This is a genomic window from Sporolactobacillus kofuensis, assembly GCF_024125425.1.
GTDB classification, from domain to species: Bacteria; Bacillota; Bacilli; order Bacillales; family Sporolactobacillaceae; genus Sporolactobacillus; species Sporolactobacillus kofuensis.
This window is the reverse complement of the sequence record NZ_JAMXWN010000019.1, coordinates 15,263-41,775: the sequence shown is the minus strand read 5'-3', so window position 1 is coordinate 41,775 and position 26,513 is coordinate 15,263. Positions and strand designations below refer to the sequence as shown.

Annotated in this window: 45 protein-coding genes and 1 other RNA gene; 42 read left to right on the top strand and 4 right to left on the bottom strand. The window is 42.9% G+C overall.

The genetic code is table 11. The features are described from left to right. Nucleotides 1-139 precede the first annotated feature (139 nt). From NIE32_RS13135 to NIE32_RS13120, 4 genes are all read right to left on the bottom strand, one after another. Complete coding sequence (locus tag NIE32_RS13135) at nucleotides 140-1,315, bottom strand: tyrosine-type recombinase/integrase (protein ID WP_253077353.1); 1,176 nt, start codon at nucleotides 1,313-1,315, stop codon at nucleotides 140-142. Between the two features lie 85 nt (nucleotides 1,316-1,400). Then, a complete protein-coding gene (locus tag NIE32_RS13130) occupies nucleotides 1,401-2,039 on the bottom strand; it encodes a DUF4352 domain-containing protein (protein WP_253077352.1) in 639 nt (212 codons plus the stop codon). A gap of 89 nt (nucleotides 2,040-2,128) precedes the next feature. Continuing rightward, nucleotides 2,129-2,542, bottom strand: a complete 414-nt coding sequence (locus NIE32_RS13125; RefSeq protein ID WP_253077351.1) for an ImmA/IrrE family metallo-endopeptidase — start codon at nucleotides 2,540-2,542, stop codon at nucleotides 2,129-2,131. Nucleotides 2,543-2,547: 5 nt separating this feature from the next. Continuing rightward, entirely contained in the window at nucleotides 2,548-2,976 is a 429-nt protein-coding gene (locus NIE32_RS13120; protein ID WP_253077350.1) for a helix-turn-helix domain-containing protein, read from the bottom strand. 151 nt (nucleotides 2,977-3,127) lie between these two features. Here NIE32_RS13120 and NIE32_RS13115 point away from each other — a divergent pair, with 151 nt between their 5' ends. The 42 genes from NIE32_RS13115 to NIE32_RS12910 all read left to right on the top strand — a co-directional run bounded on the left by NIE32_RS13115 (nucleotide 3,128) and on the right by NIE32_RS12910 (nucleotide 26,512). After that, entirely contained in the window at nucleotides 3,128-3,361 is a 234-nt protein-coding gene (locus NIE32_RS13115) for a helix-turn-helix domain-containing protein (RefSeq protein WP_253077349.1), read from the top strand. Next, nucleotides 3,361-4,161, top strand: a complete 801-nt coding sequence (locus tag NIE32_RS13110; protein WP_253077348.1) for a BRO family protein — start codon at nucleotides 3,361-3,363, stop codon at nucleotides 4,159-4,161. Before NIE32_RS13115 ends, NIE32_RS13110 begins: the two co-directional genes overlap by 1 nt. Continuing rightward, complete coding sequence (locus NIE32_RS13105; protein WP_253077347.1) at nucleotides 4,158-4,346, top strand: hypothetical protein; 189 nt, start codon at nucleotides 4,158-4,160, stop codon at nucleotides 4,344-4,346. The genes NIE32_RS13110 and NIE32_RS13105 overlap by 4 nt, the downstream gene beginning before the upstream one ends. Further along, entirely contained in the window at nucleotides 4,339-4,524 is a 186-nt protein-coding gene (locus NIE32_RS13100; RefSeq protein ID WP_253077346.1) for a helix-turn-helix domain-containing protein, read from the top strand. Before NIE32_RS13105 ends, NIE32_RS13100 begins: the two co-directional genes overlap by 8 nt. Nucleotides 4,525-4,659: 135 nt before the next feature. After that, nucleotides 4,660-5,154, top strand: a complete 495-nt coding sequence (locus NIE32_RS13095) for a helix-turn-helix domain-containing protein (protein WP_253077345.1) — start codon at nucleotides 4,660-4,662, stop codon at nucleotides 5,152-5,154. Next, nucleotides 5,151-5,456 (top strand): hypothetical protein, encoded by a 306-nt coding sequence (locus tag NIE32_RS13090; protein ID WP_253077344.1) that lies wholly within the window; start codon nucleotides 5,151-5,153, stop codon nucleotides 5,454-5,456. Before NIE32_RS13095 ends, NIE32_RS13090 begins: the two co-directional genes overlap by 4 nt. A gap of 335 nt (nucleotides 5,457-5,791) precedes the next feature. Next, nucleotides 5,792-5,859: hammerhead ribozyme type II (locus NIE32_RS13085), an RNA gene on the top strand. A gap of 233 nt (nucleotides 5,860-6,092) precedes the next feature. Next, entirely contained in the window at nucleotides 6,093-6,251 is a 159-nt protein-coding gene (locus NIE32_RS13080) for a hypothetical protein (protein ID WP_253077343.1), read from the top strand. Between the two features lie 12 nt (nucleotides 6,252-6,263). Beyond that, complete coding sequence (locus NIE32_RS13075; protein ID WP_253077342.1) at nucleotides 6,264-6,434, top strand: YjzJ family protein; 171 nt, start codon at nucleotides 6,264-6,266, stop codon at nucleotides 6,432-6,434. Between the two features lie 80 nt (nucleotides 6,435-6,514). Beyond that, nucleotides 6,515-6,991, top strand: a complete 477-nt coding sequence (locus tag NIE32_RS13070; protein ID WP_253077355.1) for a siphovirus Gp157 family protein — start codon at nucleotides 6,515-6,517, stop codon at nucleotides 6,989-6,991. Nucleotides 6,992-7,008: 17 nt separating this feature from the next. Further along, entirely contained in the window at nucleotides 7,009-7,947 is a 939-nt protein-coding gene (locus NIE32_RS14395) for an exodeoxyribonuclease X C-terminal domain-containing protein (protein WP_381450822.1), read from the top strand. A 160-nt stretch (nucleotides 7,948-8,107) separates the two neighbouring features. Beyond that, nucleotides 8,108-8,437: an HNH endonuclease gene (locus NIE32_RS13060; protein ID WP_253077341.1), complete on the top strand. Its 330-nt coding sequence runs from the start codon at nucleotides 8,108-8,110 to the stop codon at nucleotides 8,435-8,437. A gap of 4 nt (nucleotides 8,438-8,441) precedes the next feature. After that, on the top strand, nucleotides 8,442-9,314 hold the full coding sequence (locus tag NIE32_RS13055) for a phage replisome organizer N-terminal domain-containing protein (protein ID WP_253077340.1): 873 nt from the start codon (nucleotides 8,442-8,444) through the stop codon (nucleotides 9,312-9,314). Next, on the top strand, nucleotides 9,265-10,128 hold the full coding sequence (locus NIE32_RS13050; RefSeq protein ID WP_253077339.1) for an ATP-binding protein: 864 nt from the start codon (nucleotides 9,265-9,267) through the stop codon (nucleotides 10,126-10,128). The genes NIE32_RS13055 and NIE32_RS13050 overlap by 50 nt, the downstream gene beginning before the upstream one ends. Before the next feature lie 146 nt (nucleotides 10,129-10,274). Beyond that, on the top strand, nucleotides 10,275-10,556 hold the full coding sequence (locus tag NIE32_RS13045; RefSeq protein ID WP_253077338.1) for a hypothetical protein: 282 nt from the start codon (nucleotides 10,275-10,277) through the stop codon (nucleotides 10,554-10,556). Beyond that, nucleotides 10,553-10,828: a hypothetical protein gene (locus tag NIE32_RS13040; RefSeq protein ID WP_253077337.1), complete on the top strand. Its 276-nt coding sequence runs from the start codon at nucleotides 10,553-10,555 to the stop codon at nucleotides 10,826-10,828. Before NIE32_RS13045 ends, NIE32_RS13040 begins: the two co-directional genes overlap by 4 nt. Further along, entirely contained in the window at nucleotides 10,821-11,195 is a 375-nt protein-coding gene (locus tag NIE32_RS13035) for a hypothetical protein (RefSeq protein WP_253077336.1), read from the top strand. The genes NIE32_RS13040 and NIE32_RS13035 overlap by 8 nt, the downstream gene beginning before the upstream one ends. Next, entirely contained in the window at nucleotides 11,192-11,683 is a 492-nt protein-coding gene (locus NIE32_RS13030) for a dUTP diphosphatase (protein WP_253077335.1), read from the top strand. The genes NIE32_RS13035 and NIE32_RS13030 overlap by 4 nt, the downstream gene beginning before the upstream one ends. Then, nucleotides 11,683-11,997, top strand: coding sequence for a hypothetical protein (locus tag NIE32_RS13025; RefSeq protein ID WP_253077334.1), 315 nt, complete (start codon nucleotides 11,683-11,685; stop codon nucleotides 11,995-11,997). The genes NIE32_RS13030 and NIE32_RS13025 overlap by 1 nt, the downstream gene beginning before the upstream one ends. After that, nucleotides 11,994-12,437: a RusA family crossover junction endodeoxyribonuclease gene (locus NIE32_RS13020; RefSeq protein WP_253077333.1), complete on the top strand. Its 444-nt coding sequence runs from the start codon at nucleotides 11,994-11,996 to the stop codon at nucleotides 12,435-12,437. The genes NIE32_RS13025 and NIE32_RS13020 overlap by 4 nt, the downstream gene beginning before the upstream one ends. Next, complete coding sequence (locus tag NIE32_RS13015) at nucleotides 12,418-12,591, top strand: hypothetical protein (RefSeq protein WP_253077332.1); 174 nt, start codon at nucleotides 12,418-12,420, stop codon at nucleotides 12,589-12,591. Before NIE32_RS13020 ends, NIE32_RS13015 begins: the two co-directional genes overlap by 20 nt. A gap of 31 nt (nucleotides 12,592-12,622) precedes the next feature. Beyond that, entirely contained in the window at nucleotides 12,623-12,760 is a 138-nt protein-coding gene (locus NIE32_RS13010; protein WP_253077331.1) for a hypothetical protein, read from the top strand. Nucleotides 12,761-12,796: 36 nt separating this feature from the next. After that, nucleotides 12,797-12,967: a hypothetical protein gene (locus NIE32_RS13005; protein ID WP_253077330.1), complete on the top strand. Its 171-nt coding sequence runs from the start codon at nucleotides 12,797-12,799 to the stop codon at nucleotides 12,965-12,967. 62 nt (nucleotides 12,968-13,029) lie between these two features. After that, on the top strand, nucleotides 13,030-13,488 hold the full coding sequence (locus NIE32_RS13000) for an ArpU family phage packaging/lysis transcriptional regulator (RefSeq protein WP_253077329.1): 459 nt from the start codon (nucleotides 13,030-13,032) through the stop codon (nucleotides 13,486-13,488). Continuing rightward, entirely contained in the window at nucleotides 13,485-13,859 is a 375-nt protein-coding gene (locus tag NIE32_RS12995; RefSeq protein WP_253077328.1) for a hypothetical protein, read from the top strand. Before NIE32_RS13000 ends, NIE32_RS12995 begins: the two co-directional genes overlap by 4 nt. Nucleotides 13,860-14,132: 273 nt before the next feature. Beyond that, nucleotides 14,133-14,375, top strand: coding sequence for a hypothetical protein (locus tag NIE32_RS12990; RefSeq protein ID WP_253077327.1), 243 nt, complete (start codon nucleotides 14,133-14,135; stop codon nucleotides 14,373-14,375). Between the two features lie 39 nt (nucleotides 14,376-14,414). Further along, on the top strand, nucleotides 14,415-14,873 hold the full coding sequence (locus NIE32_RS12985; protein WP_253077326.1) for a transposase: 459 nt from the start codon (nucleotides 14,415-14,417) through the stop codon (nucleotides 14,871-14,873). Further along, nucleotides 14,857-16,293 (top strand): phage terminase large subunit, encoded by a 1,437-nt coding sequence (gene terL / locus NIE32_RS12980; protein WP_253077325.1) that lies wholly within the window; start codon nucleotides 14,857-14,859, stop codon nucleotides 16,291-16,293. The genes NIE32_RS12985 and terL overlap by 17 nt, the downstream gene beginning before the upstream one ends. Before the next feature lie 3 nt (nucleotides 16,294-16,296). After that, nucleotides 16,297-18,120, top strand: a complete 1,824-nt coding sequence (locus tag NIE32_RS12975) for a phage portal protein (protein WP_253077324.1) — start codon at nucleotides 16,297-16,299, stop codon at nucleotides 18,118-18,120. Then, nucleotides 18,048-19,088, top strand: a complete 1,041-nt coding sequence (locus tag NIE32_RS12970) for a putative phage head morphogenesis protein (RefSeq protein ID WP_253077323.1) — start codon at nucleotides 18,048-18,050, stop codon at nucleotides 19,086-19,088. Before NIE32_RS12975 ends, NIE32_RS12970 begins: the two co-directional genes overlap by 73 nt. An 11-nt stretch (nucleotides 19,089-19,099) precedes the next feature. After that, nucleotides 19,100-19,354 carry a hypothetical protein gene (locus NIE32_RS12965; protein WP_253077322.1) on the top strand — a complete coding sequence of 85 codons (255 nt, stop codon included), beginning with the start codon at nucleotides 19,100-19,102 and terminating at the stop codon, nucleotides 19,352-19,354. Nucleotides 19,355-19,393: 39 nt separating this feature from the next. Beyond that, entirely contained in the window at nucleotides 19,394-19,648 is a 255-nt protein-coding gene (locus NIE32_RS12960; protein WP_253077321.1) for a Gp49 family protein, read from the top strand. A 76-nt stretch (nucleotides 19,649-19,724) separates the two neighbouring features. Further along, on the top strand, nucleotides 19,725-20,126 hold the full coding sequence (locus NIE32_RS12955; RefSeq protein WP_253077320.1) for an XkdF-like putative serine protease domain-containing protein: 402 nt from the start codon (nucleotides 19,725-19,727) through the stop codon (nucleotides 20,124-20,126). A 2-nt stretch (nucleotides 20,127-20,128) separates the two neighbouring features. Then, the gene (locus NIE32_RS12950; RefSeq protein ID WP_253077319.1) at nucleotides 20,129-21,634 is read left to right on the top strand and encodes a DUF6582 domain-containing protein; all 1,506 of its coding nucleotides are present in this window, start codon (nucleotides 20,129-20,131) and stop codon (nucleotides 21,632-21,634) included. Between the two features lie 13 nt (nucleotides 21,635-21,647). Then, nucleotides 21,648-23,192, top strand: a complete 1,545-nt coding sequence (locus tag NIE32_RS12945) for a hypothetical protein (protein WP_253077318.1) — start codon at nucleotides 21,648-21,650, stop codon at nucleotides 23,190-23,192. Between the two features lie 218 nt (nucleotides 23,193-23,410). After that, entirely contained in the window at nucleotides 23,411-24,205 is a 795-nt protein-coding gene (locus tag NIE32_RS12940) for a head-tail connector protein (protein WP_253077317.1), read from the top strand. Continuing rightward, complete coding sequence (locus tag NIE32_RS12935; protein ID WP_253077316.1) at nucleotides 24,202-24,711, top strand: hypothetical protein; 510 nt, start codon at nucleotides 24,202-24,204, stop codon at nucleotides 24,709-24,711. Before NIE32_RS12940 ends, NIE32_RS12935 begins: the two co-directional genes overlap by 4 nt. Continuing rightward, nucleotides 24,698-25,123, top strand: a complete 426-nt coding sequence (locus NIE32_RS12930; RefSeq protein WP_253077315.1) for a hypothetical protein — start codon at nucleotides 24,698-24,700, stop codon at nucleotides 25,121-25,123. The genes NIE32_RS12935 and NIE32_RS12930 overlap by 14 nt, the downstream gene beginning before the upstream one ends. After that, nucleotides 25,120-25,359 carry a hypothetical protein gene (locus tag NIE32_RS12925; RefSeq protein WP_253077314.1) on the top strand — a complete coding sequence of 80 codons (240 nt, stop codon included), beginning with the start codon at nucleotides 25,120-25,122 and terminating at the stop codon, nucleotides 25,357-25,359. The genes NIE32_RS12930 and NIE32_RS12925 overlap by 4 nt, the downstream gene beginning before the upstream one ends. 63 nt (nucleotides 25,360-25,422) lie before the next feature. Further along, a complete protein-coding gene (locus NIE32_RS12920; RefSeq protein ID WP_253077313.1) occupies nucleotides 25,423-25,938 on the top strand; it encodes a hypothetical protein in 516 nt (171 codons plus the stop codon). Then, the gene (locus NIE32_RS12915; protein WP_253077312.1) at nucleotides 25,935-26,318 is read left to right on the top strand and encodes a hypothetical protein; all 384 of its coding nucleotides are present in this window, start codon (nucleotides 25,935-25,937) and stop codon (nucleotides 26,316-26,318) included. Before NIE32_RS12920 ends, NIE32_RS12915 begins: the two co-directional genes overlap by 4 nt. Nucleotides 26,319-26,329: 11 nt before the next feature. Further along, nucleotides 26,330-26,512 carry a hypothetical protein gene (locus NIE32_RS12910; RefSeq protein WP_253077311.1) on the top strand — a complete coding sequence of 61 codons (183 nt, stop codon included), beginning with the start codon at nucleotides 26,330-26,332 and terminating at the stop codon, nucleotides 26,510-26,512. Nucleotide 26,513: the final 1 nt, after the last annotated feature.

Genomic DNA, 26,513 nt, shown 5'->3' with positions numbered 1-26,513 from the left:
TGAAAACTGTAAATATCCATGACAACACGTGACACACAGACTATATTTTTAAGCACTCTTTTTATTTATGGAAATACTCATGTAACACTATAAAAATTAAACAATACTCAAATTCTGCCCCAAAAATTGCCCCAAACCATTATTGCTTTCCTTTTGCTTTTTTCTCTTGAAGGAACTGATCAAAATGCTCGACTGCGCCTTCATCTGCTTCTTCAAGAAAGTGACCATATACATTCATGGTTGTTTGAATGTTTGAATGCCCCAAACGGCTGCTGATAATTTTTGATTGAACATTTTCGTTAATCAGGAAGGTTGCTGATGTATGGCGCAGATCATGGAACCGTATATGGCGCAATTTATATTTTTTGGTAAAACGACGCCACCATTGTGAAATACTGTCTGGTCTTATCGGTTTTCCATATAGATCAGAGAAGATAAACAGATGCACTTTTCCGTCGCCAATGTCATAGGGGACGATGTTCTTTACTTTAGTTTTGCGTTTATGATATTCGTCGAACAGATCAGAGAGGGCTGTTGGCATCTTAACTATTCGATCACGATCTGTCTTTGTTGTATTTTTAAGGGACAATCCAAACTCATCAGATAGTGATTGCTCAATACGGATCGTGTGATTTTTTGTGTCAATATGTTTCCACTCAAGCGCAGAAATTTCACCCTCACGTGCACCGACTGTGAAGGCGATCATGATTAATAGTTTCCATCTTTGCTGTACGTGTTCAAGCGCTTCAATCATAGCGATAATTTCTTCTTTTGAATACACGTCCGTTTGGCTCTTGCCAAGTTTCGGAGGTTTAACGCCATCAGCAGGGTTTTCCTTAATCACTCCCAGGTTAACAGCACATTGCAAAATGCTATGAAATGTTTTGTAGCAGTTGCGCACTGTAGAAGCACTGAGTTTTCCTTTTTTCTTATCCATGCGTCGGCCATCTTTTTTCAATTCATTCACGAAGTTGAAAATATGCATCGGTTTAATTGTAGACAACTTCATATGACCGTATTTAGGAAGAATACGGTTGTCCATAATTTGTTCATTACTTGCCCGTGTTGCCGGAGTTTGAGCGCCTTCAATATATTCTTTCCATTTAGGATGGAATTGTTTTAACGTGATGTCTGTTGGCTTGAGATAATGTCCTGAATTGACTTCTGCTTCAAAATCAGAAAGAATTTTTCGTGCTTCTGTTATGTTCTTGGCTGTTACTGTTTTTCGTTCACGGATGGCATAGCCTTTTTCATCTGTACCAATCGTGACGTTTAATCTAAATTTTCCTTTACCACGAGGTTCAACGTAGGACATAAATAGTACCTCCTGTTTTACGAATATATGTTCTTTTAAAGTGTGAAAGAAAAGCCGCATGAGCGGCTAATAAAATTTTTGTTTATTATTTCAAATTAACGTTTCCAGTTTGTGTTCCCCATGATCCAGTCTGTACTTGGAGAACAAGGTCTTTTGCATTAGCAACTTCTGGAGCAACATCAAACACAACTTTTCCTTTCATTTCAGAATCTGGGTTAAGATCCTGCATGAAAAAACTATTATCAATATTTCCGTCTTCACCCTGATTTGCTGACATACTAGCATCAGCAGCGGCTTCATATGTCTTTGATCCACGTTTCAATTTGAAGAAACTTGAATCAACAGTTACTTTCTCATTACCATTATTTTTTAGTGATAATTCAATTACTATAAATTTACCGTTAGCTTTATCAGGAAGAGCAGAAGGTCCAACTTGTGTTGCTGTCTTTTTGCTCAAAATGGTATATTCCATATCTCCGACTTTTATTTTGTCACCAATGCCATATGATTTTTTCTCTTTCTTTGCTGGCTTTGATTCCTTTTTAGAAGTTTCCTTTTTTGGAGTGTCTTTTTTGGCATTGTCGGCCGATGTTTTTTGACTAGTTCCCTTTGATGATTCGTCATTTCCACCCATATTTGCACCAATTGATATAACAATGATAACAACTAGTACCCAAAACCACCAACGTTTAAAAATTGGTTTCTTTACTTTTTCTTTTGCCATTATAACTTCTCCCCTTAAAACATTTTATATATGTAACTCCATTGTTGGAGAAACAAACGTTTATTTCATAATCACTTTTTTAATCAACTTCAAATAAACCGTTCCATTTCAATTGGGATACCACATAATTGTAAAAAATGGCGTTTTGTCATCCATGGTTCAAAGTTGTGATTAAAAGCCAATAATAGGGTTGCGAACTTATTTGCTTGTACTTCAATTTTATTGATTGATGTAAGTGTAGTTTTTCTAAGAAATGATGTATTGCATAAGGGGTATTCAATTGCATGCCCGAGCTCATGGGCGCAGACGAAGCGTTTAATGTGGTGGTTCATATCTGAGTTGAGAGTGATAAATTGCGTTCTTCGTCTCATCATGTAAAATCCGAGTGTTTCACCAAGTGGTGACTCGGTAATGATAATTCCTTTTTGACTAGCAATCTCAAACGGATTGCTAGTTTTGTACGTTGTGACAGTATCCTTTACACATCGAGAGACATAATCCAAGAAGATCACTCCTCGTTACGATACTTTTTAGGGGTGAATTTCTTTTTTGCTATTTGTTTTGCCATTCGAAGATTAGATTCAATGGCTTGTGCGACAAGGCGCTTTGTTTCTTCATCCATTGGTTCACCATCGAAGGCAAGGGCACTATCGCTGTTTAATTCATTAACCAGATTTTCCATGTCTTTGGCGATGTCTTTTTCGTCTTTTTTGGTGAGATCATAATAATGACGTTTGTCTGTCCTTCCATATAAATAATCAACGGAAACATCATATAAATCTGCAAGTTTCATCAATGTATCTGGATCAGGAATGCTAACGCCATTTTCATATCCACTCAGCGTTTTATTGTTGATATTTGTTCTTTCTTTAACCTGTGTTTGTTTTAAATTCTTTCTTTCCCTTGATTCTTTTAATCTATCAGATAGAACAGACATTTGTCTCACCTCATTTCTTAGATTATATCCATTTTCCTAGCATTAAAGAAAATATTCCTAGAAAATTAGAATATAATGTTGACATCTTAGATAATAAGAATTATATTATGTATATAGAGTTCTTAGAAATTAAGAACACGGAGGTGATACAATGAAAATCAATAATCGTATTCGCCAATTCATCGAAGAAAACGGTTTGAAATTTGGATTCGTCGCTGATCGTTCAAATATTGATGATTCTAAGTTTTCAAGAATGATGACCAACCAACAGGCTATAAAAATTGATGAATACGAAAAGATTTGTCAGGCGCTTAAAGTACCAACGGCATATTTTTTTGATGAAAAGTTCTTAGATACAAAGAATTATAAACAGGAGGCGATATAATGGCTGATCTCATTAAGTCAACAAAGTTTGGAGCTATTACTTGCGACATTTACGAAACTGAAAGAGATTTTGTAATGACAAGAAAACAAATTGGTGAAGCACTTGAATATTCAGAACCACAAAAAGCAATTGATAACATCCATTCCAAACATCAAAACAGATTAGACAAGTTTTCAGATACCCTCGTTCTGAGGGGAACTGATGGGAAAGCATATGAAACAACGGTTTATTCCGCTAAAGGTATTTATGAAATTTGCCGTTGGAGTCGTCAACCAAAAGCTGATGAATTTTACGACTGGGTTTATGAACTTCTTGAAAATCTTAGAACAGGAAAATCAGAGATTGTTAAAAACAACTTTAAAAATTTAAGTCCAGAAATGCAGATGTTCGGAAACCTTTTTAAAGCCGTTGCAAATAACGAACTCCGAACAAATGAACTTGCTATAAAGGTTGATGGAATCAAGAATGTCGTCGCTCTCAATTCAATTCAATGGCGAAAGGACTCTACTAATCTAATAAACCGAATGGCTCGCAATCTTGGAGGCTTTGAAGCTCATCAAACAGTTCGTCATGACATTTACAAAGAAGTTGAACGTCGTGGTGGATTCAACCTTGAAACTCGGCTCACAAACAAACGTCGTCGTATGGCTGATGAAGGTGTCAATAAGTCGAAAAGAGACAATCTCAGCAAACTTGATGTTATTGCCGATGACAAACGCCTTATTGAAATTTATGTAGCTGTCGTCAAGGAATTCGCCATTAAGTTTGGTGTATCGGTGCCGAAGGAGATGGCAAAATGACGAGAAACTATCCGGAAAATATAGATCAATTCATTTCCAATCTTAAAAAATCAGGCATTGAAATGAACAAAGATGAAGTATTCGAAAAAATGGTTGAATACAACATGATAAACGAGCAGGGCCAACCAACTGAATACGCATTGAAAAATGGACTTATGACGTTTGAAGGTGATCAAAATGCATGATTCAGAACGAATGACAGCCCAAGAAGCTGCTGATTATATCGGGTGCCACAAAGAAACAATTTACCGCATGGCACGACGAGGAGAAATACCACACTGGCGTATCGGTCGCAATGTCCGTTTTTCTAAATCTTCACTTGATGAATGGAAAGAACATCAGGAATTGCAAAGTGTTATTTAAAAAAGCCGGATTTACCAGATCCGGCAAGTAAGGGATAACCGATAACCGTGTAGCCTTATCTGACTACTATTCTATTAAACCATGAAACCGATTCACAACTAAATATGTGTGTTGTGAAGAAGGGAGGTGGATCAAATGTCGATTGGTGAAAAGATGCTTGACTACCGGCTTAAATCAAATCTTAGTCAACGCCAAATAGCTGAACAAATTCCTGTTGATCGGGCGTTAATTTCAAAGGCAGAAAGAGGATTGTATGAGTTTCCAGCTTCCTACGATGCCAATATTTCTAATCTAGATTGGACACTAGCCTTGGAAGTCGGAGAAGAACGGACAGCTGGTTTTGTTCCTAATGTACTGAATGATGGACCACGATTCAGCTTAGACCCTGCAGCAATAAAAGAACGCGTGATGAAGGAGACATCAGAACTTATGGATTTCTTCTCAAAAGTCCCAATGTTCGGTAAAAAAGTCAAAAAAGAAGTCGGTGTTCGGCTATGGCATGAAAATCGTGATGCTCTGGAGTGGCTTTTAGTCAATCAAGGGAAGATCGAAGAAACTTTTGGCCTAGATGGGAAACGGATGGCAAAGGAACATGAATCAAAAAACCAGCGTGAGGAGGAAAGCGAATGAACACATTCACTGAGCAAGCCAAAGCAAAGGTCCGTCTGAACGATCAACAGATGTTGAAAAAAGAATTAGATTGCATCGCTATCCTGCAGCATCGAATTGAATTAGACCTTGCTCTTGGAAATATTGATGACGCAATTGAGCATGAAAGTGACATGCTGAAAAGCCTTAAATCAATCAAGCAAATGGCTTACAACAAGGAACTTGATGATGTAGTCATGACTACTAAACAGTATGTAGAGCTTTTGCAACGGCTAAAGTCGGTGAAGGTTGTTGAGTTCAGAGGTACGTTCCCATGGGGCTGACCGTAGGAGCATGGATGGCGATTGTCGGAGCGATGGTTGTACTTACGATTTACGCGTTCGCAGATGAATGGTGGGAAAAAAGAAAATCCTCACGGCAATGAGGATCTGTTAAATGCTTATCAATCATTAGAATATACGTCTATTTTACCGCATGGAGATGGAATGGACAAGGGAGGTCATCGATTGATTGATTATGATGATTGGCTGAAAAGCTATGAAAAATTCAAACATGTACTTTTTCTCGAAAGTCACACATATGGCGTGTTCCGTTTTCAGATACCACCAACAAAAACAAACAGCAAGGTCAGATCGTTGAGGTTACTTCCTCCTCGACAAGCCGAAACACCGGTTCATCCGGTGTCTACCGTGAGTGGTGTCACGGTACTGAAGATGGCAGCCACACGCTAAATCAATAGAAGGAGTGGAATAACCCCCTACATCTTCCTGATAGGCGTGAAAGTCAAATAAAAAATGAAAAGAGGTGAACAGTCTCCTTTCTTCTTAATCGCTATTTCGCCAATCACATATTTGTTTATGCGCAGGTATCGGTTTTACTCACTCATACCTAGCGCCAGGCGTGCTAACTCCCCGGTACGTCTGGCGGTGGGTATGAGGACACCAGGAAGGAGGATAGATATGCTACTAAGCAGATTTAGAGATCCTGAGCCAAAGAGCAAATCATGTTTGGTTGAAGAGTTTGAGAACAAGCGTGCAGAACGTGATTTGTTGCAGGACAAGCTGAACGAGATGGACGCGGTGTTGGAAGAAATGCAGGATGAAATCAATCACACGTGAGGAGGAAACAAGATGCGTAACTATCCATTCATGCAAGACATGACAGCACAGAGATTATTGGTCGAACACGGTGGAAGTATTGGCTATGACGGTAGAGGACGACCGGTATTCAAGTTTCGGGATTCAAGAAGCTATGAAACATTCATTGAAGCATTTCAGGAAAGCAAAAAGACCACCGCGTGAGGGTGGAGGTCTTGTACAAATCAAATTAAACTATGTTCCCATTATAGCATGGGCGAAAGGGGTTAATCAAATTGCCTACGATGTACGATTTGACTGACAAATACAGACAGCTTCTAGACATTGCTGAAGACGTTGATAGCGATCTTTTATCCGACACTTTAGAAAGTATCCATGATGCGATTGAAGTTAAAGCAGAATCAACAGCGGCTGTCATAAAGGAAATCGAGAAAGATGTGACCGGATTGAAGTCAGAAATTGATCGGTTAACCAAACGAAAACAAGCCTATGAAAACAATGTGAAGAGATTAAAACAACATCTTCTTGAGTCACTTGAAAAAGCAAACATTCAAAAAGTTAAGGGCCATAAATTCACGGTAAGCACACGATTTAACGCTCCGCACGCTGTTATAACAGATGAAAATATGATACCAGTACAATTTATCAAAACTGTGGAAACGATTGATAAGAGCGGTTTGACGGCACTTTTAAAAACGTCTGAAGGAAAGAACGTCAAGGGTGCTTATCTCCAAAAAACTAAGTCATTACAAATCAGATGAAGGGGAGATTGATTAGTATGATGTCAGAAACAGAATTACAGCCACAAGCAAATCCACTGTCACTCATAGATGAAATTGACGTTGGTTCCGTCCAAGGAACATTAAGTAAGATTGCGCGTCTCCAAACGGTTATCCAAAGCACATTGAAGTCTGGTCATGATTATGACGTTATACCTGGGACAGGCAAGCCAACGCTTCTCAAACCAGGAGCAGAAAAGGTCCTCATGTTGTTTGGCATCACAAGTGAATATGACCTTGTGGAAAAGATTGAGGACTATGAAAAAGGCATTTTTGCTTTCACGTTCAAGTGCACGCTGTTAAAAAGTGGTCAAAAGATCACAGAAGGATTAGGAAGTTGCAACTCTAAAGAGGATAAGTACCGTTGGCGACTGGTTAAAGAAGAAGATGTTCCGTCAGGAATAGACCTTTCAACACTAAAGTCACGCACAAATAATTATGGCCAAAAGAAGTACCGTATCGAAAATGACGACACCTATAGCCTTGCCAACACGATTCTAAAAATGGCGAAGAAACGTGCTCAGATTGATGCAACATTGACCGTAGCTAGCCTGTCAGAAATCTTCACTCAAGATATTGAGGACATGAAACAGTTTGCACAAGCTGAACATACAGAGAACATGACGGTTGAAGATGCTGGAAATATTCAGCTTAAATTTGGAAAGCACAAAGGTAAAAGTTTGAAAGATTTGTTCCGTTCTGAAAGAAGCTATCTTGAATGGTTAGCAGGGACTGATCGAACTGATCCGATTATCAAAAAGGCAATCAATATCATTTTCGATGCTTCTAAGAAAACTGCTGAAAGCAATCGCACACAAACAGAGCAGAAAAAAGAAGATCCAAAACCAGTGGAAACACAGCCATCTGCAGAAAGCAAAGATCCATTCGCTAATGATGGTAAGCCAATTGATATTAGCGACGATGATCTTCCATTCTGATGGAATACCACATCAGCATTCCTTATAACTTTTGGTCATTACCAAGTGACCAATTCAAAGAAGTAGTTGCAAACTATATCAGAAAGATGGACCCGGACTTAAAACCAATCAGAATACATCGTCCTTACTGGATTGTATGTGAAAAGAGGGAGTGAAACCAATGGGGATATCCGTGCCAAAACCGAAGCATAAGAGATTAAAGCCAACATGGGGTGCTAGATCAGAGTTCAGCAACCGTGTACGGAATCAAATAAGAGAACGAGACAATGATGAATGCCAAATGTGTGGAAGTCATGTAGGCTTGCAGATCCACCACGTGAAAGGACGTGGACAAGGTGGACGAGGAGTGTATACCAACGGAGTGCTGCTCTGTTGGATATGTCATCAAAACGTGCAGACGCACCAAAGATTGATCAATGAATGGCAACGGAAGTTTGAAGAACGGTACGGTGCTAACTACTACAAAGATCAATGGGATGAGGGGGCATGATTTCATGTCCGAAATAACCTGGATCAAATTAAAAACAGACATGTTTGACAATGAAAAGATCCGATTGATTGAATCATTGCCAGATGCAGACACAATCATAGTTGTCTGGGTGAAATTGCTTGCCTATGCAGGAAGAGCAAATGCCGGTGGATTCATTATGCTGACTGAAAATGTTCCAATGACAACAGAAGAAATGGCAACAATCTTCAATCGCCCTTTGAATACGGTTCGGTTGGCTCTTGAAACGTTCAAACGATACCAAATGATCGAAGTTATGGAAGATGGAGCAATTCATATTAAAAATTGGGACATTTATCAGAATATCGAGGGTATGGAACGAGCAAAATTGCTTCATCGAAAACGGCAAAAAGCCTATAGGGAAAGGAAAAAGCAGATCGATAAAACAAAAAGTGACGTCACTGTGACGTTGAGTGACGATACAGATATAGAAAGAGATATAGATATAGATATAGATAAAGAAAGAGATAAAGAAAGAGATAAAGAAAGAGATAAAGAGAAAAAAAGAAAAGATAAAATATCTTTCTCTGAAAAATATATGCAGGAAGTTAGAGAAATAATCACTTATTTTAACGAACAAACAAATTCAAAACTTCCAATAGCAGCAGAAACAAAAGGCTGCAAGTATCGTGAACGAAAGATAGCTGAAAGATTAAAAGAAGGCTATACGGTTACTGATTGTAAGAATGTCATTGATCTAAAAAAGGCTCAGTGGTTCAAAGATAATAAAATGAAGCACAATTTGAAGCCTGAAACGTTATTTGCTGATCGCCACTTTGAGAATTATTTAAATGAGGGAGCGATGACCGATGGACCTAACCGAAACTTTGCCAGAAAAAATACAATCTTCGATTTCTAAAAGCCAAAACGTATGCCACAAACATCCTCATCCAGTCATCATGATGCACACACCTGCCGGAGAATTTTGTCCAGAATGTGCACGGGCAATCATAGAAAAAGAGAACAACGAGTTGTCCCTTAATGCCTATCGTATGCAGCGCCTAAGAAAAACATACGGGGTACTTGAAGAAAGAAGTTTGATTCCTGATCAAACGCTGCTTGATGCCACATTTGGAAACTACGAATCCACTCAAGAGGAGCAAGAAGATAACAAAAACCTAGCAATCAAGTGTTTTCAGCGACTAATGCAGGGTGAGACCATGAACTTATGGTTAGCAGGCGTACCCGGAGCAGGAAAAAGTCATTTAGCCATGAGTATTCTTCGTAACATGAACGAAAAAGGAAAATCACGGTTGATGCGCGCAGTAGACGAAAGTAACGATCCAGAACATGCCGGATATCAGTGCTTATTCATTGATTTTGATGACATGCTTCGTGAAATCCGTGGCAGTTATCGAGATATCAATAAAGGTGATGCAGAGCAAAAGTACGTTGATCTGCTTTCTAATGTTGACTATCTAGTGATTGACGACTTAGGAGCGGAAACAGGTGCTATTGGCACAGATAAGCAAGCATCAGACTTTGTGCATCGTATTCTCCGAGCAATATCAACAGCAAGACAGGATAAGACAACGATCATCACAACTAATTTAACAAGTGATCAGCTACAGAAAATGTATGACGGAAAAGTAATCAGCAGGTTCAGTAGGAACATTGTTCAAATTGTGTTCAAAAATACGAAAGACCATAGATCAAGTACGTTGGAATTTTGATGGTTGAGGAAAGGGTGATCCAATGAACCAAGCCCACTACCTAATGCCTGGTGTCATTCAGGTTACAGGAAACGGACCAATAGTTGAATGTGACGATGCAAAATGGCTTGCTGATCTAAAGCAGGAAATAGAGGAGTGTGTTGCTCATGGCGATGGTCGAATCAGACGAACTAGCTAAGAAAAGGATTGAAGCAGCGTGGTTAAAGAATAAGCGTGATGAAACCTACACCGCGTTGGATGACGGAATCATTAATTTTCAATGGTCTAAGTCAGAGGTGAATGAATTTATCAAAATGTGGAATGATGGAGCATCCATTATGCGTCTATCAGGGCACTTTCACAGGCCACAGAAGGATTTAGGAATACTCATTATGGATTTGAGTTTAAAACGGCGTATAGAGCCACGAGAAAAGGGGCTATGGGGATGAAGGGATTTATTGAAATACATCTTGACAAGCAAACAAGATTAATAAATATCAATCAGATTTGCAGTGTTCGAGCAGATGAATTGGAGGAAACAGATACTCAAAGCACAGTCCATACTTTTGATCAACGCTGTATCTACTGCTCTGAATCCTATGACGAGATCAAACAGAAGATTGAGGAGGCACAGCGGCAAACAATTGTTAAATATGACCAGTTGCCATGGGAACAAGATTTGATGCATCCGAACGCGGAAGGGAGCAAGAGCGATGAGTGAAGATGTGTATCGACTGAAAAATAAAGTGTCATGTGATGCATTGGCAGAACTGAATGACCGTGATAAATGGACGGACATAGATGCCAAAGTTGACATGGTAGATAACTTGTATCGCGCCATTGATACAAGTGACGGTGAACGGATTACGATTGATCAAATTGAGAATTGGATCGCCGCACTGCAAAGTGGCAAGAAGATCGTCAATCCGATGTCGCCGAGGGAAGAAATGGAAAAGGCGTATAAATCATTCGGAACTAAGTCAGATGTTGGCGTTGCAACTCGTACTGGCATTCTATTAGCTATTGAAATAATCGCCAAAGAGTATCCTGACGTTGCGGATTGGCTCAAGGAGAGTGATAAACAATGAATCTAACAAACTTGTTTAAAGAGCAAGAGGAACTGGACAGTTACCTCTTTGCGAAGAAAGGCATCAAGCACGAAGACATCATACAAAATCAGATTCTTGCTTTGTTTGTCGAAGTCGGTGAGCTTGCTCAAGAGGTTCAACCACATTGGAAGTACTGGAAAGAACATTCATTAATTGATCGAAGCAAAATGGTTGAGGAACATTCAGACGGGATTCACTTCATCCTGAGTTTAGGCAATGTGCTCGGCTATCACTTAACCGAAGTCTATCCGGACGAATTGACCGAACGAACCATCATGCAGCAGCTGAACGCGGTATTTCAATCAGTCGGAGCGTTTACATACACCCAAGATTATTCATCATACATCACGCTGTTTACAGAGTTTATCAAGCTCGGTCACATGCTCGGCATAACGGACAATCAAATTGAAGTTGCTTACTTTGCAAAACATGAGAAGAACCACAAACGGTGGGAGGCGAATTACTGATGCCTAAACCATTCCATGTTCGCGGCAAATTAGTAGACGGTGAACTACTCAAACAAATGGAGCAGAATCATCTGAACCAAAGCAACGTGAGCAACCGTGTAATCGTGCAGCACTGGACACTAGAAGAAGCAGTAAGCACACCTAAAGGGGAAGGCAGAAGAACAAATAAACGACCGTTTGAACGGCATCTGAGCAAGGCAAATGGCGAGGTTAAAACTTACTTTATGGATCTGGACGAATGCCATAAGAAATATGGACCACCCGGAAAGGTAATGTATCCCGAACGTCTACGCCAAAAGGAGTGGATTCAGTGATTGAATTAACCATCCCCGGTGACTATCACGGGCAAGGGCGTCCACGAACTGTTACAAATAAATTTACACATAAGACAACGACCTACAACCCAAATGCCAAAGAAAAGAAAGACATGCAAAAACTCATTCGATTTCTAACGCATCAGGAGCCGTTATCAGGGGCGATCAGTGTTAATCTTACAATCTATCGAAAGATGCAAAAGAGCCTTAGCAAGAAGGAGAGAGAAGCCAAATCAAAGGGAATGATTCGTCCGACGGTTAAGCCAGATATCGACAACAAAATAAAGCTAATACTCGACGCCATGAACGGAATCATTTGGGAAGATGACAATCAGATTGTGGAACTGAATGCCAAGGAATATTACAGCGACGATCCACGAATTGAAGCGAAAATCTTTGAATTGGACGAGGTGATTACCTGTGAGCCGGAGAGTGGTTGAACACCTCAGCAGGACGTCAGAGAACGAGTTATTGACAGTGATCACAGTATTTGAAGATGGCATAAACAAGCAGACAGCACGGCAACTGGTGCCGTACAGTAAGCGGCATGGGGTGCTGATATCCAGTGGTGATGGGTACGAGTGGCGCGGTTGACAGCTAATGTGAAAAAAGGAGTGAACAGGAATTGATTAGTGTTTTTGGTATTGATAAGAACGACATTCCAAGAGGATTAGAGATTGAAATAGGAACGGTGGAAAGTGTCAAGAAAGACCTTGAAGAAGATGGTTTTACCATTCTCTATATCAAAGAAAAAAATAATTAATTCGCAATTCGACACTATTGCGAAGGAGAGATAAGAATGGATCATATTTGTCCTAATTGTGGTGAAGAAATGGAACATTGGAATCAAGGAATATATGAATGTCCCTCATGTGGCTACATGGCAGATGGCGAAGTTTTAGAAGAATGTGAAGAACCATTTTTCAAAGGATATAGACCAACGTTTTACTTTGATTCAGACAGAAAATAAAAAAGATCGGATCCCTCCGACCGTAGCTGATACCTAATTTTACCACATTAGGAGGGATAACCGTGAAACTGATAACAGCTTATGAACTATTTCCAGAGATAGATATAAAAAAGACAAAGAACAAAATGGAATCCTTGCTCGAAAAGTACCAATGGATGCGATTAAGGGAACCAAATATCAGACAGCCAAAAATTACCGTGTCCTGGAGTCTCACACCGCCGTCCTACACGAATGGATTTCATTCTGATACGGAAACATGCGCCACTCATAATGTGGATGAGAGAGCGCGTAGGAAGGAAATCATCGAAAAAGTAGAATATGCAAAGAGTCAGCTGTTTCCGGAAGAACAAGAATTGATTATCGCACGGTACATGGCACCTACGGACTGGAACGATAAGATGACCTACATCAATATGGGCATGAGCGCATCGACGTACAAGAGAAAGAAGAAAATCATTCTTGTGAAGATGGCTGTGTCACTGAAGATGGAAGAATATCAGGAAGTGAGGGAGTATGCATGAAAATAGAAAATGATCCATTCAACATGGTCGGAAGAACAATTACTTTCATCGATGCAGGCAAGTATGCAGATCAAATAACAATCGCAACTGACGATGGTCACATAATGATGGCAGAGTTTGATTATGATGAATTAGAAGATGAAGATCCTACAATTCATGTATTGAACAAGTACAACGTTTTGCAAAGATTGAGTAGAAGCACTAATAGCCGATTGGTCGAACGAATGAAAAAGGAGGGGTTTGATCTTCGAGAATTTGAAGAACGAGAGAAAAAACTTCGCGATGAACGTATGAAGAAATTAGAAATTGATAAAGAAAAGCAAGAACGTATGCAGTATGAACGGCTGAAAGCAAAATATGAAGGAAAATGACACTTTTTTGAACCATTTATGAACCAATATTGAGCTCTAGTGGTAAGAAAATCCTGTTATGATGATAGTAGACGAAGTACGGACTGGGACGCTTAGGCGTCCTTTTTATTTTGCACAAAGGAGGGCATGGCATGAAGATTAAAGATCCGGAACATGGATGTAAAGGCTGTTTGTGGTTGGATCGGGAAGGGCTGTGCCCGTTCCTGAGGTGCATAAAGAAAAATGGGTGGAAGGCAGAACACTAAACCGTTCTTTATTTGAGGAGATGGTAGCGTGGCAAAGAAATTTTCTGAGTTGCTCATAGACAAGTCACAGGCTGATAAGATAACACCATTGATGATTGCTCAAAACATTATGGATGCAGTTAAAAGCGGTGAAGTGAAAAATATCATTGCTGTAATGGAGAACGACGACAACCAGATACATTATGTCAATAATACGATGCCATATCCTCGTGCTGTTGGCTTGATGGAGATGGGCAAAGACAAATTGATTGAGGATGCTTACGAATTCTGATTAAACAAACGAAGGTTATCCGGAGGTGGGTGACGTGAAATGGCTAAAGGAAAATATCAGGAGTGGATAACTGAAGAAGGGTTAATAAAAATTCAGGGGTGGGCACGTGACGGTCTGTCTGATGAACAAATTGCACATAACATGGGCATCGTGCCATCCACTTTGTATGAATGGAAGAAGAAACATTCGGAGTTATCGGAGGCCTTAAAAAAAGGTAAAGAGGTTGTTGACCGAGAGGTTGAAAATGCATTGCTTAAATCGGCATTAGGGTTTCGTTACATGGAAGATGCTGTTACAAATAAGGGCGATGTTGTTGAAGTTGAAAAGTATGAGAAACCAAACGTCACCGCGCAAATATTCTGGCTGAAAAATAGAAAGCGTGATGTTTGGAAGGATAAGCAAGAGGTTGAACATAGTGGTAGCATGAACAACCACATCGATTTGTCTGGCTTATCTATTGATGAACTGAGGCGACTCGCCCATGAAGATAACGAGTGATCAGCGCTATGCTATTGCTGCTTTAGCTAAGAAAGAGCTTTGCCGGCGCTCCTATCGAGACTATGTGGAATTTGTCCATAGAGGGCACTATCAGCACTACAGGCATACAGAACTCATTTGTAAAGAGTTGCAACCCATATCAGACGGCAAACAAAGGTACATTATGATTGAAATGCCTCCTCGGCATGGTAAATCGATGACGGTAACTGAATCGTTTCCGTCTTTTTTTGTTTCCAAAAATCCAGATAAGCATGTGATTGTGGCATCGTATTCGGATTCGTTGGCTCGAAAGTTCGGACGGCGAAACCGTGAGAAGGTTGTAGAGTTTGGCAATGACCTGTTTGGCGTGGAACTATCTCAAGCCAATGCAGCGAGCAATAACTGGTCACTATCCGAACATCGTGGAGGCATGTTGTCGACTGGTATTGGAGGATCCATCACCGGTGAAGGTGCCGACCTGATGATTATTGACGACCCGTTTAAAAACGCTGAAGAAGCTAACAGCAAGACGATTCGTGACAAGGTGTGGGACGAATGGGAAAGCACCTTGTCAACCCGTCTGCACAAAGGGGCATCTGTCATCGTCATTATGACACGTTGGCATGAAGATGACATTATTGGTCGTCTGCTCAATAACAGCCCTAGAAAGTGGATTAGGCTGCGTCTACCAGCTATTGCAGAGGATAACGATGATTTGTTGAATCGTAAGCCGGGAGAGGCTCTGTGTCCGGAACTCGGATACGACGAGGAATGGGCAAAAAACAAAAAAGTCGAAGTTGGCTCGCGTACGTGGGCAGCCCTTTTTCAACAGCGCCCTTCACCCGAAAGTGGCAATATCTTTAATCGTAAATGGTGGAATTATTATAAGTCACTACCTGGGAGTTTTGAAGAGATTGTAGAGTCTTGGGACTGTACATTCAAAGACAATGCAGACAATGACTATGTTGTTGGCCATGTTTGGGGACGTTCTGGAGCAAATAAATACCTGATCGATCAAGTCCGTGACAAAATGGGATTTCCAGCAACAGTTCAAGCAATAAGGAACTTAACAGCTAAGTATCCAGAGGCACACGCCAAGTACATTGAAGACAAAGCCAATGGATCAGCGGTTATTCAGACGTTACAGTCGGAAATCAGCGGCATCATCGCTGTGAATCCAGAAGGTGGTAAGGTTGCCCGGGCATCCGCTGTGAGTCCGGACGTGGAAGCCGGTAATGTTTACTTGCCGGATCCATCTATTGCACCATGGATCAATGATTTTGTGGAGGAAGCCACTGTATTTCCGAATGGTCTTCATGATGACCAAGTCGATGCAATGACGCAAGCCATTAATCAAATGAACAAGCGAGGTCAAGGCCTAGCATGGATAGAATACATGAAAGCAGAAGCAGCTAAGAAAAAAGCCGAGGAAGGAGGTTAACCGATGGGATTTAGAGAACGGATGAGTCAAGCGCTTCTGAAAGCAGCGAATAGAGTGGCACCAACCGAATATGATCCGAAAGCGCCAGGAAGTATGAATGTCGGGAGCAATCCACCTACTTCAGATGTAGAACAGGCACTTGACCGTCAGGGGATGGAAACGGGTGGACCATTTGCACCGGGTCGTCCACTGGATCAGTTCTTCCCACAAGGCGAGAAGCCAAGGCAATGGGATTATACAACCGGCTATAACATTGCAACACGTCCACGTGCCGTAGAAAGCGGCATGTCGTTCGATACAATGAGAGAGTTGCTTCAGTCTTATGATGTAGCCCGACTGTGCATTGAACGCCGTGAGGACGAAATCAGAGGGCTTGAGTGGTCAATCATTCCAGATGAGACAGTCAATGATAAGGAAGATTTGACGTCACAGATCAAAATGGTGACGGACTTCTTTATGTGTCCTGATGGTCAGACGCCTTTTGACCAGTGGCAGAATGCTTTTTTGGACGACGTACTATCGTTCGACGCTGGTGCCATTTATGTACGCAAGACGCGCGCCGGAAAAATAGGAGCACTGGAAGTCGTAGACGGCACAACGATTGCACCACTGATTGACTTTTGGGGTCATGCTCCGGATCCTCCTGCGCCGGCTTTTTCTCAGTATGTTCAGGGTATTCCGAGTGTGTGGCTGACGCGCGACGAACTGATTTATAATCCGTTCCGTTCAAATGCACGGTCTCCTTATGGCACACCACCAGTAGAATGGCTCGTGATGACCATGAATACGGACATACGTTGGCAATGGAGTTTCTTGCAATATTTCACTGAAGGAACTGTACCGGATACGTTCATGGAAGCACCTCCAGACTTTAAGGATGCAAAGCAGATTCAGGAATTTCAGGACCTGTGGGACGCTACAATGGCTGGCGATCAAGCCATGAAGCATAAAGTCAAATGGGTGCCTAATGGAGCAAAGCCGATTCCTGCAAAAGACACCAGCTTTGATACCAAATTCCCTGAGTTTCTGCTTAAAAAGACGTGTGCAGCGTTCAAGGTAACTCCGGAAGAAATCGGATTTACTGAGGATTCGAACCGAGCATCTGGTGAACTTCAGGAAAACATCATGTATCGAGCAAGCTTACTTCCTTTGACGAAGTATCTTGCCGGCATTTACACACGAATCATTAAGAAATATTTCGGTGTACCACTGAAATTTCACTTCAATGTTGGCGAGAAGTCAGACAAGCTGATTGAAGCACAGACACATCAAATCTACACGCAAATCGGTGCTGAATCAGCAGACGAAATCCGGAAGAACATTCTCGGACTGGATCCGGATCCCAACATGCCGGTAGGAAGATTCATTCAAACAAACTATGGACCTCTTCCGATTGACCAGATTGGCAAGATGATTCCGTATATGTGGATCCCATCTCAAGATGCTGGTATTTATCAGAAACGTGGAACGCCGTTGATGCCGACCACTAGCGTGAGTGTGCAACCACCACAAGGACCAGATGAGCCATTTGCCCAGAGAGCCACTCAGGAGGCTCAGAGAGCGGTTGATGAAGCAAACCGAAACGATGAGCAAGTGGAAAATGACGGTGTTGAAAAGGCTATAGCACCGTCAGATGATGATGTGCTAACTGAACTAAAGCGTTGGAAACAAAATAGTAAGCGCCGAGTGAAGAAGGGTCGGGCAACACGTCAGTTTGAATCTGACATTTTGCCTGACGGCATACATGATCAAGTGTGGGAGCGACTCCAAAGCGCTACGAACACCGAGGAGGTGGATCGGGCTTTCCGGGGCCCTTTTTTCTGGTAAGCCGTCCGGTTCAAAAAGCGAATACGGGCGGCAATGACGGTGGAAATGATGCGGCAGCAGACTTGGCTACCGGAATGATTATTACTCAATCAGTTTCTTCAGCAAAACCAGGACCACCGTCTTTAAACTGGACAGAAGAGGACTTGGATATAGCTGACACGAACCGTCTGAAAGGAAAACAGCCGGACAATCGAGCATGGGTGACACCGGACGTGCATAATCAGTCTTTGAAACAGGCAAGCGATGGCATTTTTTATGCAATCCAGTCATTTTTTCGCCAACAACTTCAGAAGTTGAGAGGTATCTTTCTGAAACAGCCGGAGCCGAAAGACGACGATTGGGAAAAAGCCATTCACAAGGCGATGCAGGAATATGACTGGACTCCTTGGAGAGAGGTTCTAAGGCCTCAAGTCATGAGACAGGTTGAAGATGCTTTTGAACAAGGTGCGCAGGACGTATGGCAAGTGCTCAGGCAGAAGGGAATTAACCTTTCTTGGGGTACGGTATCCTCTTATGCAAGGAAATACGGCATGGAGAGATCAGCTGAACTGGTTGGGATGAGTGTTGACGATGAAGGAAAACTGATAATGTCAAAACATCCGAAGATGCGAATTGACGAAGACACCCGAAGGAACCTTCAAGAGTGGCTCAAAAATGAGCTGGAATCAGGGAAAGATTGGGTGAACATTGCTGATGATTTGTACAATCAATCCGGTGAGATTGGTTTCCCGTTCATGAGCGACTGGCGAGCACGTCGGATTGCTCGGACAGAAGCATCTATGTCGTATAGCAGAGGGCAGATTGCAAGCGCGAGAGACGCTGATGTGACAAAAGTAGAAGTCTTGGATGGAACACAAGATGAAATATGTGCTCCAGTAAATCATGAGATATGGACATTGGAAGAAGCAGAATCAAATCCGGTCGGTCATCCGAATTGCAGTAGGCAATTCTTATTTGTGATTGAGTGAGGTGAAAAAACATGACTAAAAATGAACTTATCGAAGTATTTAAACGGGCTAAGAAACAACGATTTGATTATGTTGGTGTACAGATTCATATGGACGGTTATCCGGAAAATGAGTTGATCGTAAACAAACAAGAAAACTTCGATTCAAAACTGAACTATTATCTTGCAACCTACGATGATGAACTTAATCACAAATATGCAAAAGGCATATACATCGCAGATGCAAAACCAGCCCACTTCCTAGCTGAGTTTGCAGGCCTATTTTAAGCCAGATATTTTCGAGAAAACGTATGAGAAGGTGGTTAAATGAGCACAAACATCGTGACTCAAGAACACATCGATGATATATTCAAACATTCTGAAATAAAAGTTCAAACGGTTTTTGATAAAACGACGGTTGTTTCAGCAAAACTGCCGAATGGGTTTGTCATTGTCGAATCGACAGGGTGTGTGGATCCTGCGAACTACAGCGAGGAAATAGGGAAAGAGATTTGCATTGAGCGAATCAAAAATAAGATATGGGAACTTGAAGGATACCTTTTACAAGACAAACTTGCATAAGGAAGTGATCCGTTTTATATCTCGTCCGGAGCCAACGTTAAGGCTCTTTTTTATACCCAAAAATCGAGGTGAGAATATGCAGACAGCAAAATACAGCGTCACGAAAGCAGCTGAGGAACAGCACTACACGCTCGGCGTTGCTTATCCGGCGAACGAAGTGGACGCACATGGCGAATATACGACACCAGAGGAACTGGAAAAAACAGCGTGGCAGTACATGGCGAACCATGGTGGTATCGGTTTACAGCATCAAGATGGGACGCTAGGACATGGCAAACCAGTGGAGTCTTACATCTATCGCGGTCCTGATTGGGAAATCGGCGACCAAGTCATTAAAGCTGGTGATTGGATGCTCGGCGTTGTATGGGATGATGCAGCGTGGACTCTGATCAAGGGTGGCATTCTCACTGGTTACTCGATTGACGGTGAAGCATACCGAAAACAGACGGCTCCACCAAGTGAGAAAGGGGGTGAATGAACATGGATGATGAACTGGAAGAAGAAAAGGTCAATGAGATGTACGACCTTAACGTGAATCATGTTGACGCCGTAACACAGCCAGCATCCGGGCGAAAGTTTCTTGTTATTAAGTCAGAAGACGGTGAAAACGGCCCATCACTTAATGAGTTACTTGATGCAGCCAAAGTTGCCAAGTCAAAAGAGAATGACCAACTTCATGAACAGGCAGAATCCCGTGCGAAAAAGTACGGGATTTCGTTTAAGGATGGAAAAGGACATCTAGACCCACCAAAGGGAAAACCAACCGATCCGGATCAGTACGCAGATCCGGTCAACTATGCGTATCCGATTGATTCGGAACACATTCAAGCGGCCGTCAGCTACTTTAACCACGACGGACAGCGAGAAGCAGGAGGCTACACCTCAGAAGAGTGGGAGAAGATTGGCAAGCGCATCGCATCTGCTGCAGGTGATGGCTATTCTTACCAAAACGGCAAGATTGAAACACCAAATAACAAAGGTGAAATCAAGAAGGGGGTGGATGAGGTGGACGGAGAGCAAACCAATGACCAAGTAATCGTGCCTGGATCTCAGGAATGGGAGCAACACGATGCTGGATTGATGCAACAAGCAACAGCCGGACTTGTAGCCTTGAAAGGACTAATCAAAGAGATTATGAACCGAGAACAAGCTGAAGTAGCTGCCGGTCATGGTGATGACAACGAACAGGTTTATGGTCTTATGAATGCACTAGATGGCATTGCAAATGCACTAAAGGAGGTAGCAGCAGTGACAGCAACCGAACAAACGGAAACCGTAGAAAAAGCCAAATGCAAAATGACCAAAGAAGAAATGAAGAAAGCCCACGACACGATGATGAATCTGTGCAAGACAGCAGGGTATGGAAATTTAGACGAATTCCATAAAGCGTGCAAGTCGATGGGGTGCTGTGATCCTGATGATCCGGACGACGAAGTGGCTCCTGAAGCAAAAGACGTTGAAGAGTCCAAGAAGCCGACAGAGAAAGCCGAGGGAGACTTACCGGATACGGACAAGACAAAGCCTAAGGAAAACGTTGTGCCGAACGGAGACAAGCCACAAACGAAGCAAGATGCACCAAAAGCCGAAACCAAAAAGTCGGTAGACAGTGAAGAAACTGAAGAAGTTAAGAAATCAGCCACCAGTGAGACTCTGGTGGCTGAATCTGTTCAGAAGGCACTAAAAGCGGCTGGTCTGGACCAGTTGGGTGACAAACTCGGGGAGTTGCTTAAAGTAACGAAGTCTGTTGGCTCGTTAGAGGAGCGGCTCAAGAAGATTGAAGACCAACCGATGCCAGGCGGACCAATGCTTAGAGGTGCTGCTCAGAACAATGATTATTATGTCGTGAGAAAAGGACAAGGACCTGATCTGAACAATCCTGACGTCCTATCACAAGCTGCACAGCAGGTACAGGATCCATATATTCGTAATGTCCTGCAACGTGAAGTCGCTAAATCAATACATCCTGCAATGCAAAACAACCAATAAGGAGTGACAATCAATGCCAGATGCTATTAATTCCATCACAGCAGAAACGCTGTCGATGATGAAACCAGCCGTCAAGAAGGCCCTCACACAAGGATTTACTGTGGGTACAGGATTGACGGGGTATGAACTTGAAGAACCATCGAAAAAACTATTCCCGGTATGGAGCCCATTCCGTAACCGAATTCCGCGCGTACACGCAGGACAAGGTAGTGCGGCAGCGCATTGGAAAGCAATCTCCCGGATTAACGCGACGCGTCAACGTCCATCCGTTGCCTTCGGTGCAGCAGGCCCACTCGTGTCAACCGAAGAACTGGACTTCCAATCGAACTATTACCCGATCGCACTTGGTGACAGCGTACAAATGGACGCTCAGATGCTCGCTCGTGGATTTGAAGATCTGCGTGCAACAGCCGGTATCAACTTGCTGTATGCTCAGATGATCGAAGAGGATCGTTTCTTACTCGGTGCTCAGAACTTTGCAACACCGCAACCACCAGCTCCGGTACTGGCTGCATCAGCTACGGGTGGTTCCATCCCAAATACGACAACGGTACATGTGCGTGTTCGGGCTCGTAACCATGAAAACTACTATTTTGGTGGTGGTTCACTTCCTTCTGCAGACATCAGTGCGGTAACCGCAGGAACAGACCCGACCAACTCGGTGTCAGCATCTGTTCCTGTTGTTGACCAATATGGCAATTTCAATCCTGCGCTCGCCGGTGTTGTGGCGTATGACTGGTATGTATCAAGCAACGGTACTGATTATTTCTACTATGGGACAACAACCGTTAACTCAATCACGGTTACGGATATCCCATCGTCTGATAATCCGGCTCCAAGACTTCCGGAACTGGCTGACCCTGACACATGGGCAAACGCTCAGGCAGATACCAGCGCAGATCCTAACACGTTCAACGGTCTGCTTGGTACACTGTCAGGTGCTTACCTAAACGGAACGTTCGTATCTCCAGGAACACCGGGATCTAAACCGTCAGGAGCGCTCTTCCAATCTCTTAATGGTAGCAAGCTTCATGCAAGTGCCGGCCGCATCGTGGAAATTGACAATGCCATCCGTCAGATTTGGGATAACGTTCAGTTGTCACCAACTCGCATTCTCGTATCTGGTGAACAAATGCTTGATCTCACTGCAGGTATCGTTAAGTCCGGTCAAGGTGGCGGTGGAACATACAAGTTCATCGGTAACGACCCAGCCGAAGCACGTTCTCTGCACGCTGGTTATGCGGTTATCGATTATACGAACCCGATCTTCCCAAGCCAACCGATCGCAATCGAAACGATGCCACACCTGCAACCAGGTACGATTATCATTCTGACTGAAGTCCTGCCTTACCCGAACAACCAAGTGGCTAACGTCCTTGAAGTTGAAACGCAGCAGGAATACCAACAGCTTGAATATGCGATGAGCCGTCAGAGTGGTAATAACGGTGGCCCTCGATATGACTTTGAAGTGCGCGCTATCGAAACATTCAAGAACTATTTCCCGGCTTCGATGGCTGTTATTCAAAATATTGCTTCAGGCGAACCAATCATTTCCTGATGTTGATCACAACGCAAGACAATACGGCAAAGACCTTGGCAGTGGGTGCTGATACGTACGACGCGAAAGCCCCGGGAGTGTTTGAAGTTCCGGAACACATCGGACGTGCACTAACCGCGTTTCCGCACTTCAACGTGGCTCAGCACCCACTGTCACATTATTTGCCGGATGATAAAAATGTAAAAAGAAGGAATTACCAACGAAAGAAGGCGTGATGTATGGGAGCATCATATGCAAGCGTGCAAGATGTAGCATCAGCATTAAACTTAACCCCAACAGCAACCGTCACTCAGTCAGCAAATGCGGGTGATATACAACTGTATGTGGATAGACCGGTTAGTTTGCCTGCAAATGCATTGATTATCGTCGGTTATAAAGGGCAGGGAAGTGAACTTGCTACAGTAAAAATCGCGTCTCAACAATACATCACCCTGCAGGATCCGCTGTCGGCAGCGCATGGGGCCGGTACGATCCTGTTAGATGCGACGTTATTTCCTGATGTTGTGGAGGCAGCAAGCCGATTGGTAGACGACTTGACGTTGACACCGGCTGAAGGATGGACGTATGAAAGTGTATCTGCAGAAACACACAAGGTCAAGGCGGATAAAAATGGAGACCTTACCTTTTCACTCAACAAAACACCGGTCAATGCGATCCAGGCAATTTCCTATCAGGGTATGCCCTTCGATGATGTGTATAATATTGCCCCTGAACGTGCCTGGTTTGATGATGGAAGCTATATCATCCACGTGTTTACAGGCCGTGATGTTCCATCTCTGCCACTAACAATGGCAAAAGTAACGGTGACTTATACCGGAGGTTACACGCCAGATACGATGCCAGCGGATATCAAACGATCCACGGCAATGCTCGCAGCTCGGCTGTGGAAAGAAAAGGATTCGGGTTATTCGGATGTGATCGGAAATACAGACTTTGGTATTCTGCAATATACTCAGGCTGCGCCTAAGGACGTTCTTGCCATGCTTCAACGGCATAAGAGGGTGAGCCTGTGAGTTTCAGAATCGTTAACAAGCCGGATTTTAATGGACTGGCTCGGGCAGCCATAGAAGGCGGTGTGAAAGGCGTTCGCCAAGGATTGAATATCCTGCAGAGGGATGCGGCAGAGACCATTCGCACCAAACGATTTGCAACTGGACAATTGGCACAGTCGCTTCATTCTGAAGTACTACCTCCAGATGGAGATAATATCATGGGCGTTATGGGTGCTGAAGCACCGTATGCACCATTTGTCGAATATGACACCCGGCCACACATAGCCCCTATAGGCGCATTCAATGGATGGGCCACTGTGAAAGGATTCCGATCAACCGGACGCTCTTTCGTTCGAGGGAGCGTCGCTCATTCAAGCTTAGCAAAAGCAGGCTGGATAGCAGTTAAGACAAAAGGAACCAAAGGTATTCATTTCATGAAACATGCCTATGAGGAAAAAGGCAATGAAGCACAGATGAAAGTTGCCGAAAAAGTAAAGGGGGAAATCTCTGACTATGCCGGTAACTAATATCATTCATCAACTTGCACAAATTGAAAAGAGTGTCATGCCTGGTGCAACTGTCTATGAAAATCTTCCGGAATCGGTCGGAAGCCTACCCGTTGTTTTGCATTATTTGTCCAACGGAACGATTCCTTTTGGTGATCGTGACGTGACCTATAATGTTACTCACAACATAGAGGCAAGAATCTTATTCAGTCGTATGGATTTACCGTCATCTGATGCCGAAGCAAAAAGATGGATTGAGCCGATGCGAGCAGCAATCGATAAAGATTCACAGCTTGGAAAAACAGCTTTTAATAGTGGGCTAACGGGATATCGCTATGGACAGATGGAGTACGCAAATACCACTTATGTGGCACTCATTTTGACGATACAAGCTATTGAAAAAGTCGTAGCCGGGGAGGTGCCAGAAAGTTGAGTACTTACAAGGTGATTAAGCCCGGAAATGAAGTTGTTGTTTCGGGCAAGAAGTACCCCTACGGAGAAGAATTTGAAGCAGAACCTGAAACGGTCAAGGGGGCTTTAAGAGTAGGCGTTGTAAAAGAAGCGAAGGACATTCAGGGGCCTTCTCAGAGCGCTTCTGTTTCTCCTAACACAAATCCATCTTCACCATCGAACGCCGCTCAGAGCAATGCTGTAGCATCTACAAAATAATCTATGAATCTATCTAGTCGTCTACTGGGCGACTTTTTATTTTGACTAAAAGGAGTGAAAGACATGCCTGTAAATATTCAAAACATCATAATTGGGGCTTGCTCAAGTTTCAAGTGTGACACGACAGATGTTGGCGGTACTGATGGTGGCGTATCGATTAACCCACGTGATACCTTCAAAGACATTCAAGTCGATCAGATCATTGGAGTTGTTAAGAAAACACGTACGAACCGTGTCGTTCAGATTGTGACAACCATGAAGGAATCCACACTGGAAAATTTGAAACTGGCATTTAACTTAAATTCTACAATCACCACTGATGGAACATCTGGTGACAAAACACTCGGCATCGGGGTAGACACATCCACGACTGAACATACACTGCAATTTGTTGGCCCTGGTCCAGATGGATTTACCAGAACCTTTAATGTGAATAGAGCAATCGGCTATGCAAGTGGAAATTACCAGATTCGCAAAGACCAAGAATCTGTGGTTCAGGTGACTTTCGATTGTCTACCTGATATGTCTAAAACGGCAGGCCAAGAATACGGAACGATTGTGGAGAGTGACGGAGTATGAGTAATCAGAATGATGTCATTACCATCGGCGGCAAAGAGTACATCGTGAAGGCTGTCCCGGTTGGAAAAATTACAAAGATGTTTAAGGGCATGAGTGAAACGATCAAAGAACTATCTAAGACTGATCCGAAAAAGATCGACGATGCGATTACCATATTGGCAACACAGTTCGGTTCTACGGTTGAGACGTTTCTCAGGACCTTTGCTCCGACTTTGCCTGAGGGCGTTATGGATGATGACGAGAATGGAGCGACCATTCCCGAATTGGTGGACGCCTTCAGCGTGATTTCAAAGGTGAATCGGTTGGACAGCTTGCTAAATTTTACGAAAAGCCTGGGCCTTCCTCAGGCAGCACAGAAAGCACTCCAATCGACGAAATAATCGAATTTTGCGTGGAAACGTATGGAGAGACGCCTGAGTATTGGCTTGATGTCAGTTCTTGGGCGTCTGTTATGTATTTATTAGACGCACGTTCTCGGCGAATGGAGAAGCAGAAAGAGCAGGAAGAAAGCAACGGTGAGCAAGGCGACATGCTGAACCAAATCGGGGACCATCAATGGGGATTGGGGGTGTAAT